The sequence below is a fragment of the Pseudomonas sp. PAMC 29040 genome (genome assembly GCF_003994535.1).
Lineage (GTDB): Bacteria > Pseudomonadota > Gammaproteobacteria > Pseudomonadales > Pseudomonadaceae > Aquipseudomonas > Aquipseudomonas paraversuta.
Genome location: NZ_RZAA01000001.1, coordinates 232,918 through 249,131 on the forward strand (window position 1 = coordinate 232,918; position 16,214 = coordinate 249,131).

Here is a 16,214-nt window from a genome sequence, read left to right on the forward strand (position 1 = left end):
CTGTTGCAAAATTTGATGAGGCCAAGGGGCATAAGCATGGCGGCTCATGTTGCGCTGACGTCGATGCGCAACTGCCCCTCGTGGGTTTTGGCATCCCGCGAGCGCATGTCACTCAACGGCAGCTCCGGCACAATTTCCAGGCTCAGCACCAGGCTCTTGCCGCGTGCCGGAAGGCCGCCTTCGACCGGAACGATGATATCGCCCGGTGCGCTCGCCAGACTCTCCAGACCGACCCCCGTAGCCCCCAGATCACTCAGCCTGGCCAGGCCGACCGGGCGGCCATCCAGTTGCGCCCGGCTCATTTGAATGCTGACCTGGCCTTGATCACTGAACTTCATCCGGTTCGATTGCACGGGCCCGTGCAGGCTCAACTCGATGGCCGAATCTGCCAGGCAATTGGCGTTCAGGCGCACCTCGCGCCGGTCCAGAAGGTGCCTGGCCTGCGGTGTTACGGCACCGGACGGGTGTTGCTGAGGGCCGTAATCGAGATGCTGGCTGCTCAAGGTGATTTCGCAATCGCTGGCCAGCAAGTGCGGGCTGCACCCCAACAGGAGCAACAGTAATGAGACCGGGAGCAGCTTGCGGCGAGGGTCCGGAATAGTCATTTACAGGGTTCTCCCATTGGCGGCCAGCATGGCTTTTGGCTCAGAGGTACAGCTGGCATTGAGGGTTTCGAAATAGCTTTCCAGGTCTTGCTCCTCGGGGACCTCGAAGCTCAACTCGCAGGACTGATCGTCGCTGTGCTCAATGCGCAGCGGTGTGGCATGTTCCAGGTGGTTCAGGTACACCTGGCCGTCATCGATGACGCTGGTGACAAAGCCGCCATTGGCATCCACGACACTGGCGCCCTTGGCCGGAACACCGCCCTTGGCATCCATTACCGTCAACAGCACCCGCCGGCTCTTGAGCACTTCAAAATCCATCCGGTGTACCGAACCACGGGCCGCAGAGAGCATCTGGTGGCCATTGCGGATATCGATGTTGCGTGGCAGATCCTTGGTTTCCACTTCCACCCTGGTCGAGCTGTACGGGTTAAGGCTGGCGATCACCGCACGCCCCGCGCCATCGGTCCACACCGGACCGCTCGGGGTCTGCAACTTGATCCCCGCAACATCCCCTACCGAGGCAATGGCAAAGCTGTCGCGCACCGGATACGGCGACAGCGTCACACCCTGCTCATGCACCACTACCCCGCCGCTGGCCCGCAAGTTGTAGCTGCGGCTGTCGTCGCTGGTGGAAACCCCGGCTGAGGTCTGGGCATAAGGGGTCAGCAGGCTGGCGTTGGCAGATAACTGCTGGCTGACGTTTTCCACTTCGCGCTCCACTGCCAGGTTGTAATTGAACCGTTCAAAACTGCTGTCATTGAAGCTGGCACCGTAGCGGGTGCGATCCGAACGCTGGCTGGCGTAGGCCCGGGTGCTGCGGCCGCTGCCCAGGGGCACGCTGACCGACAAGTAGAGTGCCGTTTGTGGCCCTTCATTGCGTGAGCGCCGGGTCTGCTCCTTGCGGTTCAGGTTGCGGGTGGTCTTTTCCACACTGGCGTTAACGCTGAAACGCGGGAATGACTTGCTCCAGCTGGCGCTCAGGTACTCGGAGCTGTGCCCGGCAAACGTGCGGGAGGTCGACCAGGTGCTGCTGAAACTGCCCAGCACCGGATCGCTCCAGGCGGCCGATACGCCGTACTGGGAGCGGGCCAGCCCGCTGGAGTCGTACTCGTTATACCGGTTAGTGGTGTCCAGCAGGTCACGGTAGCCCTGGCTTTGCTGGGTGGTGTTGAGGTTGACGCTGATTTTTTCGCTGACACGGGTACTGAGGCTGGCACTGACCTGCCCGCCTGCGCCCTTGACCTTCGGCGCCTTGGACGCCACGGTGCGCACCGTCAGTGCCGTGGTGGGGCTGAGCACTGAATCCAGCTCCAGTGCCAGGGCCTGATAATTGTTGTCAGCCAACATGGCGCCGGCAGAAATTTTGTTGCTGGAACCCAGCAGCCAGCCGTCGCTGGCCGTGGCAATCAGGGGTTTGGCCCCGCCGCTGCTGCTGTCGAAGGTACGCAGCTTGCCCACGGCAAGGGACATTCCCGGGGTCGACAACGAGGTGCGAATCAGCGATGCGGCGGCCACCGTAAAGCGCTGCTCCTGACCATCGGCTTCGATCACCCGCACATCAAGATCCGTGTTGCTGTTGAGCAAACGGATATCCGACAGCCTGAACGGCCCGGCCGGCACTACCGTGGTGTAGAGCAATGCACCGGCCTGGCGCACTTCGACCCGGGCCTGGCTTTGCGCGATGCCGTCAACCGTGGCGCCCTGGCTACCGCTTTTCAGGGCCGACTCGGGCACCAGTTGCAAGCCGGTGATGGGCGCACCGGCCACCACCGAATCACTGATATTGATCTCCCCCACTTGCAGAGTGCGGGCCTGTTCGACAAAGGTGGTCTGGCCGTAGGTGTAGAGGGTCTGGAAGTCATTGCCGTTATCATTGGCGGTAAACGACTGGCTGCTGCGCACTATCCAGTCACCCAGGTTAAAACCCAGCTCGGTATTGGCCGAATGATAATTGCTGGAGTAACTGCCGGACTGCGAGGTAAAGGTCTGCAGTTCGTAATTGATCAGTGCCCCGGCACCGCCGCTCTGGTAGATGCCACGGTCCACCGCCTCCGGGCGCAGGGCATCGTGACTCACCACCAGCCGCACTTGCTGGCTGTTGGGTAACAATTCGACTTCGGTTTGCGGCCAGGCGCCGGCAAAGTCGTAGCAAATAGCCTGGATATCCGGACTTTGCCCCGGGTTTAGCTGCCATTGCGCCTTGGGGATTTTCAATCCCGCCTGATCCAGCAACCCACGGTTGAAGCACAACTGGCCTTCATCATCGAAACGGGCTTCGACCTGGCCGCGGGGGTTACCGTTGACCCATAACTCTACCCGTCGATTGCCAGAGCCGAATCGCGGTGCGGCGGCAAAATACTGTGCCACAGCCGGGTCGATGCCCCGGTGCTTGAGCATTTGCACATCAAATTGCGCCAGCAGCTCGGCAGGCTCAAGACGGGTATGGGCACTGTCGGTTTGCTTGGCAAGTGCCTCAACACTCAGCAAGGCCAAAGGGGCCAGCAGGCTCGAAGGTCTCAGGTGGCGAAACAGCGCGCCACAGACACGCGCTGCCATGGGCTTCAAAATCATCCAGGACATCCTTGACATACTAAAAACAGAGGATCAGTTCAGGGGGGCGGTAAATGCGTTGACGGCAAATCCGTAAATACTGGCCGGGGTGAATTGCACCGAAGTCAGCGATTCAGGGCTCTGGTCGGGGAGTTTCACGCTGAGGGTCTGGCCCGGCAAAATGTAGTTATTGGGCAGTTCAGCCGCGGTCTTGCCTGGCAGCAGGGTCAGTTGCTTGGTCAGGCGCACCACGTACGGGCTGTCGTTATTCACCGTCAGGGTATTGCCGGAGCGGGTCCACTTGAGCAGTACCCAGGGATCGTTTTTCATGGGCAGACCTTCGGGATGGATAATCACCGGCAGGTTCTGGCGTACGTTCATGGTGACCGTGGATTTGGCGTCGGTTTTCTTTTGCGGGATGCCTTCGAATATCACGCGCTTCAGACGCTGGGTGGTGACCGGCGTGCGCGCCTGCAGGATAAAACGCACCAGCTGTTTTTGCCCCGGTTCGACGCGGGTCAGGGGCGGCGTTACCACCAGCAGGGTTTCCTTGTCTTCGGCAATGTTTTGCAGAGAGCTATGCAGCAGTGCGGCCTGGGCATCGGTATTGGTGACATTGATCCGGCCTTCGCCGTCAGCCACCTGGACAATCACGACGGTGGTGTCGGGGACCATGCCGGCGGCCTGGACTGGCGGCAACCAACTGGCCAGGGCCAGGATAAAAAAGCTGAGCAAGCATCTGGGGCTCTGTAGGCGAAATAAAAACATGGGCACGACCTTTGGCGAACTGCAAGGAGTCCGGGAAATGTTTAAGGGTTCAGTCACTCGCGCTCTTGCGCCGTTGGGCCCGGGATAAAGATCCGCAGAAAAGCGTGAGGACGACTATTGGCGATTCGGCAACAATGAAAAGGTGCCCCGCCCGGAGGCACCTTGTTGAGCGCTGTTACACGGCAATGAGCTCAGGTGGCCTGCATGGCCTACGCCGAACGTACATTGCGTCTGCCTGCACCGGGGCGAATCCGGTGCGGGGCAACAGTTACAGGTAGTTCAGCTCCATGGTGGCGTTGGCATTGATGTTCAGCGAAGTACTCAGGTCCAGCGTGTCGACAGGGGCAATTTGCGGCTTGAGTGTGAAGGTGCCGCTATAGGTGGTGTAGGCCGCGGGCGTTGTTGCCCCCGCTGGAGCAAAGGAGTTCATGTGGATTTTGCTGGCCTGACCGTACTGTGAGTCAACCCAGGTAATACCGTCGGGACTGGCAAGGACATTGGCATGGGTTTCCGTACCATTACCCGTCACTACAACGCTTGCGCCACCACCGTGCTGGATCCAAAGGTGGCCAATAGGGGCGTCAGCCGCATCTTTGCCCAGGCTGAACAGGTTGTTGCCAGCCGCAGGGTAGGTACCGTCGGCTTCCTGGTTATCAACCCAGCTGGTGCTGATGGCGACCGGTCCGGTACAGGTGATGTTGTATGGAAGAGTAGCGTTGGGCATTGGGGTTGGCTTGGTAGGGTCGCTTTCGAGTGCGCTGACCTGAATGTCACCCAGATCCAGGGGGGCTCCGGTGCCGATGGTCACGTCGCAGCTGGCAGGCACCACCTTACCGGTAACTTTCAGGTCGGCAGTGGTCGCGGCCAATGCATTGGCAGAGGCAGCCAGAAGACAGGTTGCAAGCAAAGTTTGTTTAATATTCATAATGGTTCCTCTATGTCTTGATGGGTAAAACTGCTCGATTCAATGGTTTCAGCACCACTGCCGGTTACCGCTACGCTTGCGCCACCGCCGTGCTGTATCCACAAGTAACCGAACGAGCATTGCGTCTGTATGCACCGGAGTGGATCCGGTGCACGGTCAACCATTACAGGTAGCTGAGTTCCATGGTGGCGTTGGCATTGATGTTCAGCGAGGTACTCAGGTCCAGATCGTTCACGGGGGCTATCGTCGGCTTGAGTGTGAAGCGGCCGCTATAGGTGGTGTAGGCCTCGGGCGTAGATGCCCCCACTGGAGCAAAGGAGTTCATTTGGGTTTTGCTGGCCTGACCGTAGGATGAGTTAGTCCAGGTAGTGCCGTTGGTACTGGTAATGACATTGGCATGGGTCTCTGTGCCATTACCCGTCACTGCAACGCTTGCGCCACCACCGTGCTGGATCCAAAGGTAGCCAATAGGGGTGTCAGACGCATCTTTGCCCAGGCTGAAATAGTTGGCACTCGGTGCTGAGGTACCGTCGGCTTCCTGGTTATCAACCCAGATGGTGCTGATGGCGACCGGTCCGGTACAGGTGATGTTGTAAGGAACCGAAGGTTGGGGCAGTGCGGTTGGCTTGTCATGGTCGCTTTCGAGTGCGCTGACCTGAATGTCACCCAGATCCAGGGGGGCTCCGGTGCCGATGGTCACGTCGCAGCTGGCAGGTACCACCTTACCGGTAACTTTCAGGTCGGCAGTGGTCGCGGCCAATGCATTTGCCGAAGCAGCCAGAAGACAGGTTGCAAGCAAAGTTTTTTTAATATTCATAATGGTTTGTCTATGTCTTGATGAATAAAACTGCTCGAATCAATGCTTCAGAGCAGGCCAATTACGGCGGCCAGCATTCTGACGACCTGCAGTAAAACTTAAATAGGAATACTCCTAGGGCGCAAGCAATTAGGAGTATTCCTATTTTCAGCTCATATTCAGTTGTAGGTGTGGATTTAAACTCACCTTGTTTATCAGGCGTTTTCTCTGGCAGAAAATCGGGGGGGGCGAAGCAATACATAGTTCACGGCAGTGCCAGCCTTTAGATAGTGGATTTTTATGTGGCGCATACTTGCGGCGTTATAAGTCAATCATGGGTTCGGCAGTTATGAATAGGCCCACCCCTTTCTAAAAAGTACCACCCTGAGTTTGGTCACTACTGTTCCCCGGCGCTCATGCATATTGCCCGCAGTATAATCGTACTGTCACGCCGAATAATATTCGGCGTGACAGAGGCAAAACTACAGTTACAGGTAAGTCACTTCCATGGTGGCACTGGCATCAATGGTCAGCGCATTGTTAAGGTCCAGGGTACTGGTCGGCGCAATTTGCGGCTTGAGTGTGAATCTTCCGCTATAGGTGGTGTAGGCCGCGGGTGTCATTTCCCCCACTGGCGCAAAGGAGTTGACCTGACGTTTGCTGGCCTGACCGTAGGTCGCATCATTCCAGACAATACCGTCGACGCTGGTGATGACATTGGCACGGGTCTCAGCGCCATTACCGGTTACCGCGACGCTTGCGCCACCACCGTGCTGGATCCAAAGGTTGCCAATAGGGGCGTCAGACGCATCTTTGCCCAGACTGAAGAGGTTATGGCTCACTGGGACGGTGCCGTGGGCTTCATTGTTGTCGAGCCAGCTGGTGCTGATGGCCACCGGGCCGGTGCAGGTGAGGCTATAAGGAACGCTGCGGTTGGCCAGTGAAGTTGGTTTATCAGGATCGGGGTTCAGATCGGCGACATGGATATCGCCCAGGTCCAGAGGTGCACCCGTGCCGATGGTTACGTTACAGCCGGCGGGAACGATCTTGCCGATCACAAGCAGGTCGGCCTTGTTGGCGGCCAGTGCACTTCCAGAAACTGCCAACAGGCAAGTAACGAGCAAGGTTTTTTTCAAAGACAACATATAAGTAACTTCCATAGTAAGCGCCGCGGGAGCGCAGTTTATTGAGTGCAGCGGCGGCATCTTACTCAATCACTTTATTAAATAATACAGGCGGTACGTTCGGCGGCCGACTCAAACAAGGCATATGGGTATTCGATGTGTCACAAGTTAGGACTGTTCTTAATAATGGTCCGAGGTATCTGTAGGAGTCCTAGGGTCAAGTTGCGCGCAATGCGTTAGTTGTCAGATGCGACAGGTTAAGTTTTTTGCCACTATCACTGAGGCATTCAAGTTCATGCGCTGAATCAGAGCTGCAAGATGTTTAGGAATGGCTGGCAATGACTAAGAGTATCTTAATGATGTAACCAAAGATTACACGGCCGCTGCCAGGGGCCATCCGGACCTTAGTCGCAAAACCGTTCGCCAAGTTTCTCTGCGAGCAAACTGTCAAACATCGCCTGGGCCGCTGCCGACAACTCATGGCCGGGTTTGGTCAGGATGCCCATGGCCCGTTCTATCACGGGTTCATGCAAGGTGATGCAACGGGCGCCGAGCTCGCGCATCTGTTCGGCGCACAGTGCCGGAACTGCGCTGACTCCCAGCCCGCTGGCGACCATGCGTCCGACCGTAGCCAGTTGATGACTTTCAAATTCCACCGGCAATTTCATCTGCCGGGCCTGCAAATGCTCTTCGAGCATCACCCGTACGGCAGAGGGTCGCTGCAGTGTGATGAAGGGTTGTTCCAGCAGGGTTTGCCAATCAATCAGCAAACGCCCGGCCCACTGCGAGTCACTGGGCACTATTGCGACAAACCGGTCCATATACAGCGGGGTAAAGGTCAGCGCTGACCCCGGGCCCGGCTTGAAAGCCACCCCCAGCTCCACCTGACGGTCACGCACCATCTCCAGCACCTGTTCGTTGATCACGTCGTTGACCGTGACGTTGAGCCGGGGGTGGCGGGTACGAAAGTTCTTGAGGATACGCGGCAGCAGATTGCCCGAAAACGAAGGTATCGCTGCCAGGGTTACCCGCCCCCGCTGCAGGGTGAAGCGCTGGCGCATCTCGTCCTCGGCATTGTCCCACTCGGCAATCAGCCGTCGGGCCAGCGGCAACAGCGACTCACCTTCGGGGGTCAGGGCCACATGCCGTGTGGTACGGCTGAACAGGCGCCCTCCCAGCCCTTCCTCCAGCGCCTTGATGGTCAGGCTCAGCGCCGACTGCGACAAATGCAGGCGTTCACAGGCCACGGCGAAGCTCAGGCTCTGGGCCACGGCGAGGAAGGCACGCATCTGTTTTACGGTCATGGGCTGCACTCCGGAGTCATTGATTTACTTTGCCAATTAATAAACCTTAAAAAACAATTTAACAAATCAATTGCCCGGAGTGACACTCGCTGCCATTGGCTAACCACCCACCACTAACAATAAAAGAGGTGTCTATGGCAGGTTTCGACAAACGTGTGGCGTCCTACGAGGAAGCCCTGGCCGGGCTCGAAGATGGCATGACCGTGATCGCCGGGGGCTTTGGCCTGTGCGGTATTCCGGAAAACCTGATCAACGAGATCAAGCGCAAGGGCACTCGCGACCTGACGGTGGTCTCGAACAACTGCGGGGTTGACGGGTTTGGTCTGGGGGTATTGCTGCAAGACCGCCAGGTGAGCAAAGTGATCGCCTCCTACGTGGGGGAAAACGCCCTGTTCGAGAAGCAGCTGCTGGACGGCGAAATCGAAGTGGTACTGACCCCCCAGGGCACTCTTGCCGAGAAGATGCGTGCCGGTGGCGCCGGTATTCCTGCGTTCTTTACCGCTACCGGTGTAGGCACGCCAGTGGCTGACGGCAAGGAAATCCGCGAATTCAAGGGTCGCGCCTACCTGATGGAAGAGTCGATCACCGGCGACTTCGCCATTGTCAAAGGCTGGAAGGCTGACCATTTTGGCAACGTGATCTACCGCCACACCGCGCAAAACTTCAATCCGCTGGCCGCCACCGCGGGCAAGATCACCGTGGTCGAAGTTGAAGAGATCGTCGAGCCCGGCGAGCTGGACCCGACACAGATCCATACCCCTGGCATCTACGTCGACCGGATCATTTGCGGCACGTTCGAGAAACGCATCGAGCAACTCACCGAACGTTCCTGATCCCCTGCCCTCAGCCCTGCTCCACGGAGAACAATAATGGCTCTTACCCGCGAACAAATGGCCCAGCGCGTCGCCCGCGAAATGCAGGACGGCTTCTATGTGAACCTCGGCATCGGCATTCCGACCCTGGTGGCCAACTACATCCCCGAAGGCATGGAAGTCATGCTGCAATCAGAAAACGGCCTGCTCGGCATGGGTGCATTCCCGCAAAAAGGGCAAGCTGACGCCGACATGATCAATGCCGGCAAACAGACAGTTACTGCCCGCACCGGGGCTTCGATTTTCTCTTCGGCAGAATCCTTCGCCATGATTCGCGGCGGTCACATCGACCTGACCGTGCTCGGCGCCTTTGAAGTGGACGTGCAGGGCAATATCGCCTCCTGGATGATCCCCGGCAAAATGGTCAAGGGCATGGGCGGCGCGATGGACCTGGTGGCGGGGGCCGACAATATCATTGTCACCATGACCCATGCGTCCAAGGACGGCGAGTCGAAACTGCTGTCCCGTTGCAGCCTGCCGTTGACCGGTGCCGGCTGCATCAAGCGGGTTCTGACCGACCTCGCCTACCTGGAAATCGCTGACGGTGCGTTCATCCTCAAGGAGCGTGCCCCCGGGGTCAGCGTGGAAGAAATTGTGCGCAAGACCGCCGGCAAGTTGATCGTGCCCGAGCATGTACCAGAAATGCAGTTCGCCTGACCTGGCTTTTTCAAGGAGCAATGTGATGCAAGAAGTCGTCATTGTCGCGGCCACGCGCACAGCCATAGGCAGTTTTCAGGGGGCCCTGGCCACTATTCCGGCAGTCGAACTGGGCGCTGCGGTAATTCGCCAGTTGCTGGTCAAAACCGGTCTGGACGCTGATCAGGTGGATGAAGTGATTCTCGGCCAGGTGCTGAGCGCCGGTTGCGGGCAAAACCCCGCACGTCAGGCGTCGATATTCGCCGGCCTGCCCCACAGCGTTCCCGCCATGACCCTGAACAAGCTCTGCGGCTCCGGTCTCAAGGCGGTCCAGCTGGCGGCCCAGGCGATCCGCTGCGGCGATGCAGAGGTCATTATTGCCGGTGGCATGGAGAACATGAGCCTGGCCCCCTACGTGCTGCCTGCTGCCCGCACCGGCTTGCGCATGGGCCATGCCAGGATGATCGACAGCCTGCTCCACGACGGCTTGATGGACGCTTTTAACGACTACCACATGGGCATCACTGCCGAGAATCTGGTGGACAAGTACCAGCTCGGCCGTGAACAGCAGGATGCCTTTGCTGTCGCGTCCCAGCAAAAGGCTTGTGCGGCCATCGAGTGCGGCCGTTTCGCCGACGAGATCACGCCGATCCTGATCCCCCAGCGCAAGGGCGACCCGCTGTCGTTTGCGGTGGACGAGCAACCCCGTCAAGGCATCACTCTGCAGTCCCTTGGCCTGCTCAAGCCGGCGTTCAAGAAAGACGGCAGCGTCACCGCCGGCAACTCTTCGACCATCAATGACGGGGCCGCCGCCGTGATGTTGATGAGTGCCGACAAAGCCAGGGCGCTGGGCCTGCCGGTACTGGCGCGGATCTCGGGTTACGCCGGTGCCGGGGTTGATCCGGCCATCATGGGTATCGGCCCGGTAGCGGCCACCCGGCGCTGCCTGGCCAAGGCTGGCTGGAGCCTCGACCAGCTGGATCTGATCGAAGCCAACGAAGCCTTCGCAGCCCAGGCATTGGCGGTGGGTAAAGAGCTGGAATGGGACATGGACAAGGTCAATGTCAACGGCGGAGCCATTGCTCTGGGCCATCCGATCGGCGCCTCGGGCTGCCGGGTGCTGGTGACCTTGTTGCACGAGATGATCAGGCGCGACGCCAAAAAAGGCCTCGCCACCCTGTGCATCGGTGGTGGTCAGGGAGTGGCCGTGGCCATCGAGCGCGGCTGAAGCGCTACAGGTTCAAACAGTCAGGGCAAGGACCCACGATATCCGCGCACTGACTGGCAACACCCCGGCGTGACTTCGGTCACGCCGTTTTTTTTGTCTGGATGTCGGGTGCTCTCGAGGCTATCGCGAGGCAAGCTCGCTCCTACGGGGGGGTTACGTTAACGTAAGGGCATCTGGCAGACACATATCAAGGAGCAATGCCCAATGACTACTCAGCTCGGTTGTTCCCTGCAAGACAGCGCGGCCCCTGAAGGGGTTTGTTTCGGCTGCGGCACCAGCAATGTCCACGGCCTGCACGTAAAGAGTTTCTGGCATGAGGACGGGGTGCATGTAATCGCCGAGCACCTGCCGGATGCCAAATATTGCGGCTGGCCGGACCTGGTCTATGGCGGCTTGATTGCGATGCTGGTTGATTGCCATTCGAACTGGACCGCGATGGCTTTTCACTACCGTGCGCAGCAGCGTGAGGTCGACAGCCTGCCGCGGATCAATTGCGTCACCGGCAATCTGGGGATCAAGTTCATCAAACCGACCCCGATGGGTGTGCCCCTGACCTTGCGGGCGAGAGTCGAAGGTGAGGTGGGACGCAAAAGCCGTGTGATCTGCGAGGTCTATGCGGGGGATGTGCTGACGGCGGTCGGTGATTCAATCTTTGTGCGCGTGGATACCGCAGAACTGGCTTCCCAGGCCCATGGCCGCGTGTAGAAGCTCTTCGCTGAAAGGCTCGCGAGCAAGCTCGCTCCTACAACAAGCTCGCTCCTACAACAAGCGAGCTCCTACAGCAAGCTCGCTCCTGCAGGTGGACGGGGGGCGGGTTTATCTGGAGAGCTCCCTGATCATTGCCACGGTCAGGTACAGCCGCGGCGCAATGCTGCTCAGTTCGATGTATTCGTCCTCTGCGTGTAAACCTGCACCGACCACGCCCATGGTTTCCAGCACTGCCGGCTTGGCACTGCCCGGCACATAGGCATAACCCGCATCCGTGCCGAAACGCATGGCGATAGGTTCAACCTTCAGACCAATTTCGCCATAGAGCTGTTGCGCCGTTCTGGCCAGGGATTCGGAGCCGGCATTCTTCGCCAACGGCGGCCGGCCCTGGTGCAGGGTGATCGCAGTTTCGGTGTCCGGGATCAATGTGTTCTGCGCAATGCGCTTGGCATCGGCCAGAACCCGGTCGCTCTCGCCCACATCCGAGTAGCGCATGTCGGCCTGGGCGCTCGCCAGGTCGGGGATGATATTGGCCTTGTCGCCGGCCCGGGCCATGGTCCAGTTAACCGTGGTGCCTTTGGCCGGATCGCCCAGGTCCTTGAGCTGCACGATCTGATGCGCCAGTTCGGTCAGGGCATTGCGACCCTTTTCCGGCGCGGAGCCCGCATGGGAGGACTTGCCCTTGACCTCCATACTGAGCTGGTTGATGCCATTGGTGGCCACGGTCACGGCATCTGTGTCCGGTGGCTCGTAGGAGAATACGTAGTCATGTTTGCGGGCAAGTTCGGCAATGATTTTTTTCGACCCGGCAGAGCCCATTTCTTCGTCGGGGTTAAACAGTATGGTCAGGGTGCCGTAGTCCTTGAACTGTTGATCCTGCAACACCTTGACCGCGTGCAGGATCATCGCCACTCCGCCCTTGGCATCGGCGACACCCGGGCCATAGGCACGCTCACCTTCGGTGCGAAACGGCCTTTTGGCCACGGTTCCGGGGCCGAATACGGTGTCGTAATGCACCATCAGCAGGAAGTCTTTATTACCTGTGCCCTTGAAGGTGCCGACGATATTGTCACCTGCCGAAGGACTGGCCGGACTGGTCTCGACCTTGGCCCCCAGAGCCTCCAGGCGCTTGACCAGCAGCGCGCTGACCTGGTCCAGACCCGGCTTGGTCCCGGTCCCGGTATCCACTGCGACCAGGGTTTTCAAGGTGTCCAGATAAGCAGGCTGTTCGGCCCGGGCTTTGGCCAGCAAGGCTTGCGGATCCGTCTCGGCGGCGTTGACGGCGGCACTGACAAGCAGCGCCAGAACGGTGGCTGCGGTGAAGGAAAAGCGGGACAACTGCATAGGTAAGGCCTCGATCCATCATGGGTAATTATTTTTATCAAGTGCACTTTGTAACCCATATGACGCTACAGATGTCAGGTGCTCGCCGACTTTTCCAGTGGGGTCGGGTGGGTCATCGGGAGCACCTTGCGCGTGGGGAAGCTACTGCGCCAGGACTTTGGCGTCCTTGCTGCGTATCTCTTTGATCACCGAATTGACCCGATTGACCAGGACGTAATGCCCGCTGATTTCAACCCACTGCTCGGTATCCGAGGGTTGCGGCAGCCCCTTGGCTTTCCAGTTTTTTATCGCGGCCGTGTCGCGGGTGTATTGGTCCGGTGCCTTGTCGCCGTTGCCATAGCAACTGCTCAGATCCATGGACTGCGCCAGGATTTGCCCCGGTTTGCAGTCACTGGGCTTTTCATCGCCAGCCTGGGCTGCGAAGGGTACTGCGCACATAAGACCGGCCAGTATTGATGCAGAAATGATGCTGCGCATGTTCACCTCGTTGTGGTTACCGGCCAGACGCCGGTTTGGGGTTATAGCAACGGTGGACAAGTGCAGGACCGCTAACGTTCCCTTTATCAGGCCTGCCGTGGCTTGTGCTTTGCCGACCCAGGCCCGAGGGTGCGACCGCTGATTACGGATTCCGGGCGCTGGGTGAGCACATCAAAATCGGCCTGCGCTCTGGCGGCATCGTCCTTGTGCTTGATCAAAAACCAGAGCTTTTTCTTGCCCTCTTGCTGTGAACGCACCAGGTTCCAGATGCCTTGCAGCTTGTGGCCTTCGAGCTGGAACTGCAGCTTGCCTTTTTTGAATGACTCGACCGGGTCGCCTATGGGCTTCCACACCCCGTTATCCCAGACAATCACATCCCCTGCCCCATAGTTGCCTTCAGGGATATGCCCCTCGAACGTGGCGTAATCCAGTGGATGGTCCTCCACTTGCACCGCCAGACGCTTGACCCGGGGGTCCAGGCTTGGACCTTTAGGCACGGCCCAGCTCTTGAGCGTGCCCTCCAGCTCAAGGCGAAAATCGTAGTGCAGGTGGCTTGCGTCATGCTTCTGGATGCAGAACCCATGGCGTTGCGAAGCCTTTTGATCTGCACCGCCGGGCTCCGGCGTGGCTGCAAAATCGCGTTTTTTCTGGTACTTATCCAGCTTGTCGTTCATGACGGATCCTCTTTTTTCGCTGCCAAAAACCTGGTGCGTAATCGGTGGTCGAGCCACGGCCCCGCACGGGTTACTTCTATTGCTCGGCCGGGGCCGCTTCGAGCATCTTTTCAAGGAACATCGCCAGACCGACTTCTTCTGCCTTGAGCCCCTTGCGCACTCGGGGACGGGGCAGTTCGGCCAGGGCGCCCGCTACATACCCTTCAAGTACGGCCGGATGGATGTAGCACTTGCGGCAGACTGCCGGAGTGTTGCCCAAATGCCTGGCAACGCTCTTGACCATGTCCACCACATGCCGCCTGGCATCGGCCTGCGGTTGCCATTGCAGTTCGCGCAACACCGATAACGCCATGGCGCTGCCGGCCCAGGTGCGGTAGTCCTTGGCCGTGAAGTCCGCGCCGGTGAGGCTGTGCAGCCAGGCATTGATGTCGGAAGAACTGACAGTGTGGCGCTCGCCATTTTCGTCCAGGTACTGGAACAGGTTTTGCCCCGGAATCTCCAGGCAACGCTTGATGATCAGCGCCACACGCCGGTCCTTCACGGAGATGTTGTGCTCTACCCCGCTTTTGCCGCGGAACCGGAAATTGATGGTACTGCCGCTCACCTCCACATGCCGGCTGCGCAAGGTGGTCAGGCCGTAGGAACGGTTGTCCCTGGCATATTGGCTGTTGCCGACCCGGATCAGGGTCGCATCGAGCAAAGTCAGTACCGTGGCCATGACTTTTTCGCGGCTGAAGCCGGGGGCCGCCAGCAGGCTGTCCAGTTGCCGGCGCAGTTTCGGCAAGGCCAGGCCAAAGTCCCGCAGCCGGGAGTATTTATCGGCATCGCGCACTTCCCGCCAGCGAACGTGATAGCGGTATTGTTTGCGGCCCCGGGCATCACGGCCGGTGGCCTGCATATGGCCGCGCGGGTCAGCGCAGATCCAGACATCGGTATAGGCCGGCGGAACGGCCAGGGCGTTGATCCGCTGAACTTCCCCGGGATCGCTGATGCGCTGCCCGTGCGGGTCAAAGTAGGCAAACTTGCCGCGCAGTTTCTTGCGCGTGATACCTGGCTGCGTGTCATCGACATAGTGCAGGTCTGGGGGCAACAGGTCGGACATGGCGCTCATCCTGTACGGGGATTCATGGCCCCTTCAAACCATTGACCGCAGCGGTTGACGTACGTGCCGAGGATTTGCCCGGAGTTTTTTTCAGGGTGCGGTGGACGCACCCGGCCTTACAGGATCTCGTTCAGCAGGTTGAACACCGTGAGTTTTACCGCACTGTCCAGGTCCACCCAGGCCAGGCCGGTGGTTGCCCGATAGCTGCCCAGCTCCAGTGGCCTGGCGATGACATTGGCCGGTAATGCTCGTCCGGCATTGGCCGGTAGCAGGCCAATGCCGAGCCCGGCGCAGACCAGTGCCAGCATGGTGGTGAACTCCCCGAGTTCCGAGGCTATTTGCAACTGCAGGCCATGACTGTTGAGCGATTGCATCAATTCATCGTAGAACCCCGGCGCGTAGCGTCTGGCCAGGACCAATACCGGTACACCGGCAAGTGCGGCCGCCGGTACCTTGTCGTACGCGGCCAGCGGGTGATCGGCGGGCAGTGCCAGGATAAAGCTCTCCTGCAACACCTCGCGGGTGTGGATCCCGGGGATCGCGGCGGGCAAGCGCATCAGCCCGAAATCCAGCTGGCCGTTTTTCAATGCAGTGGCCTGATCCGGCCCCGGCATGTCCTTGAGTTCAAGTTCAACCCGCGGCAACCGTGCATGCAGTGCCCGCACCAGTGCTGGCAACAGTTGCGGCAGCACCGAGGACACAAAACCAAAGCGCACCCGGCCGATCTCGCCGCGCCCCGAAGCCCTGGCCACATCCGCCGCATGGGCGGCCTGATGCAGCGTGGCCCGGGCCTCGGGCAAAAACACCGCCCCCACCTGGGTGAGCGTGACCGAATGCCGGTTGCGCTCGAACAGGCGCACACCCAGTTCCTCTTCAAGCATCTTGATTTGCATGCTCAGGGCCGGTTGCACGATGGATAGACGCTGCGCCGCACGGCCGAAATGCAGCTCTTCGGCCAGGGTCACAAATGATCTGAGATGTTTGATTTCCAATTGGGTGCTCCGCTGAAAAGGGTTTCTGGGGGCACTGATCAAAATAGCTGATCACCAGATCATCAATGACGATTGGACGCTACCCCCGGCCTGGGGTGAAGTAGCAACC

15 protein-coding genes and 1 pseudogene are annotated in these 16,214 nt (G+C 59.2%); 4 read left to right on the top strand and 12 right to left on the bottom strand.

The genetic code is table 11. The features are described 5' to 3' along the window. Nucleotides 1-44: 44 nt before the first annotated feature. From WG29040_RS00990 to WG29040_RS01020, 7 genes are all read right to left on the bottom strand, one after another. The gene (locus WG29040_RS00990) at nt 45-605 is read right to left on the bottom strand and encodes a hypothetical protein (protein ID WP_010656510.1); all 561 of its coding nucleotides are present in this window, start codon (nt 603-605) and stop codon (nt 45-47) included. Continuing rightward, nucleotides 606-3,176, bottom strand: coding sequence for a fimbria/pilus outer membrane usher protein (locus tag WG29040_RS00995; protein WP_127195403.1), 2,571 nt, complete (start codon nt 3,174-3,176; stop codon nt 606-608). 33 nt (nt 3,177-3,209) lie between these two features. Next, nucleotides 3,210-3,890, bottom strand: a complete 681-nt coding sequence (locus tag WG29040_RS01000) for a fimbria/pilus chaperone family protein (RefSeq protein ID WP_003445510.1) — start codon at nt 3,888-3,890, stop codon at nt 3,210-3,212. Nucleotides 3,891-4,191: 301 nt separating this feature from the next. Further along, a complete protein-coding gene (locus tag WG29040_RS01005; RefSeq protein ID WP_127195404.1) occupies nt 4,192-4,848 on the bottom strand; it encodes a DUF1120 domain-containing protein in 657 nt (218 codons plus the stop codon). Between the two features lie 163 nt (nt 4,849-5,011). Next, complete coding sequence (locus WG29040_RS01010) at nt 5,012-5,665, bottom strand: DUF1120 domain-containing protein (RefSeq protein WP_127195405.1); 654 nt, start codon at nt 5,663-5,665, stop codon at nt 5,012-5,014. Between the two features lie 467 nt (nt 5,666-6,132). Beyond that, the gene (locus WG29040_RS01015; RefSeq protein WP_127195406.1) at nt 6,133-6,789 is read right to left on the bottom strand and encodes a DUF1120 domain-containing protein; all 657 of its coding nucleotides are present in this window, start codon (nt 6,787-6,789) and stop codon (nt 6,133-6,135) included. A 383-nt stretch (nt 6,790-7,172) separates the two neighbouring features. Continuing rightward, nucleotides 7,173-8,072 carry a LysR family transcriptional regulator gene (locus WG29040_RS01020; RefSeq protein ID WP_127195407.1) on the bottom strand — a complete coding sequence of 300 codons (900 nt, stop codon included), beginning with the start codon at nt 8,070-8,072 and terminating at the stop codon, nt 7,173-7,175. A gap of 134 nt (nt 8,073-8,206) precedes the next feature. On the opposite strand from WG29040_RS01020, the gene WG29040_RS01025 reads away from it, so the two are divergent. From WG29040_RS01025 to WG29040_RS01040, 4 genes are all read left to right on the top strand, one after another. Then, a complete protein-coding gene (locus WG29040_RS01025) occupies nt 8,207-8,905 on the top strand; it encodes a CoA transferase subunit A (protein WP_003445501.1) in 699 nt (232 codons plus the stop codon). Between the two features lie 36 nt (nt 8,906-8,941). Beyond that, nucleotides 8,942-9,601: a CoA transferase subunit B gene (locus WG29040_RS01030; RefSeq protein ID WP_003445499.1), complete on the top strand. Its 660-nt coding sequence runs from the start codon at nt 8,942-8,944 to the stop codon at nt 9,599-9,601. Between the two features lie 25 nt (nt 9,602-9,626). After that, a complete protein-coding gene (locus WG29040_RS01035) occupies nt 9,627-10,808 on the top strand; it encodes an acetyl-CoA C-acetyltransferase (protein ID WP_127195408.1) in 1,182 nt (393 codons plus the stop codon). 204 nt (nt 10,809-11,012) lie between these two features. After that, nucleotides 11,013-11,513, top strand: a complete 501-nt coding sequence (locus tag WG29040_RS01040) for a PaaI family thioesterase (RefSeq protein WP_010656517.1) — start codon at nt 11,013-11,015, stop codon at nt 11,511-11,513. 111 nt (nt 11,514-11,624) lie between these two features. Here WG29040_RS01040 and WG29040_RS01045 read toward each other — a convergent pair whose 3' ends face one another. The 5 genes and pseudogenes from WG29040_RS01045 to WG29040_RS01065 form a co-directional block, all read right to left on the bottom strand. Then, the gene (locus WG29040_RS01045) at nt 11,625-12,860 is read right to left on the bottom strand and encodes a M20/M25/M40 family metallo-hydrolase (RefSeq protein WP_127195409.1); all 1,236 of its coding nucleotides are present in this window, start codon (nt 12,858-12,860) and stop codon (nt 11,625-11,627) included. A gap of 141 nt (nt 12,861-13,001) precedes the next feature. After that, complete coding sequence (locus WG29040_RS01050) at nt 13,002-13,337, bottom strand: RcnB family protein (protein ID WP_003445489.1); 336 nt, start codon at nt 13,335-13,337, stop codon at nt 13,002-13,004. A gap of 95 nt (nt 13,338-13,432) precedes the next feature. Beyond that, nucleotides 13,433-14,011, bottom strand: a pseudogene (locus tag WG29040_RS01055) (DNA polymerase ligase N-terminal domain-containing protein); the annotation flags it as partial. Nucleotides 14,012-14,087: 76 nt separating this feature from the next. Next, nucleotides 14,088-15,113, bottom strand: a complete 1,026-nt coding sequence (locus WG29040_RS01060) for a DNA topoisomerase IB (protein WP_177412907.1) — start codon at nt 15,111-15,113, stop codon at nt 14,088-14,090. Nucleotides 15,114-15,229: 116 nt separating this feature from the next. Next, nucleotides 15,230-16,105, bottom strand: coding sequence for a LysR family transcriptional regulator (locus tag WG29040_RS01065; protein WP_127195412.1), 876 nt, complete (start codon nt 16,103-16,105; stop codon nt 15,230-15,232). Nucleotides 16,106-16,214: the final 109 nt, after the last annotated feature.

What these genes read in the sequence shown, in the direction of transcription:
- WG29040_RS00990 (WP_010656510.1), bottom strand. Translation starts at nt 605, where the DNA reads ATGACTATTCCGGACCCTCGCCGCAAGCTGCTCCCGGTCTCATTACTG.
- WG29040_RS00995 (WP_127195403.1), bottom strand. Translation starts at nt 3,176, where the DNA reads ATGATTTTGAAGCCCATGGCAGCGCGTGTCTGTGGCGCGCTGTTTCGC.
- WG29040_RS01005 (WP_127195404.1), bottom strand. Translation starts at nt 4,848, where the DNA reads ATGAATATTAAACAAACTTTGCTTGCAACCTGTCTTCTGGCTGCCTCT.
- WG29040_RS01010 (WP_127195405.1), bottom strand. Translation starts at nt 5,665, where the DNA reads ATGAATATTAAAAAAACTTTGCTTGCAACCTGTCTTCTGGCTGCTTCG.
- WG29040_RS01015 (WP_127195406.1), bottom strand. Translation starts at nt 6,789, where the DNA reads ATGTTGTCTTTGAAAAAAACCTTGCTCGTTACTTGCCTGTTGGCAGTT.
- WG29040_RS01020 (WP_127195407.1), bottom strand. Translation starts at nt 8,072, where the DNA reads ATGACCGTAAAACAGATGCGTGCCTTCCTCGCCGTGGCCCAGAGCCTG.
- WG29040_RS01025 (WP_003445501.1), top strand. Translation starts at nt 8,207, where the DNA reads ATGGCAGGTTTCGACAAACGTGTGGCGTCCTACGAGGAAGCCCTGGCC.
- WG29040_RS01030 (WP_003445499.1), top strand. Translation starts at nt 8,942, where the DNA reads ATGGCTCTTACCCGCGAACAAATGGCCCAGCGCGTCGCCCGCGAAATG.
- WG29040_RS01035 (WP_127195408.1), top strand. Translation starts at nt 9,627, where the DNA reads ATGCAAGAAGTCGTCATTGTCGCGGCCACGCGCACAGCCATAGGCAGT.
- WG29040_RS01040 (WP_010656517.1), top strand. Translation starts at nt 11,013, where the DNA reads ATGACTACTCAGCTCGGTTGTTCCCTGCAAGACAGCGCGGCCCCTGAA.
- WG29040_RS01045 (WP_127195409.1), bottom strand. Translation starts at nt 12,860, where the DNA reads ATGCAGTTGTCCCGCTTTTCCTTCACCGCAGCCACCGTTCTGGCGCTG.
- WG29040_RS01050 (WP_003445489.1), bottom strand. Translation starts at nt 13,337, where the DNA reads ATGCGCAGCATCATTTCTGCATCAATACTGGCCGGTCTTATGTGCGCA.
- WG29040_RS01060 (WP_177412907.1), bottom strand. Translation starts at nt 15,113, where the DNA reads ATGTCCGACCTGTTGCCCCCAGACCTGCACTATGTCGATGACACGCAG.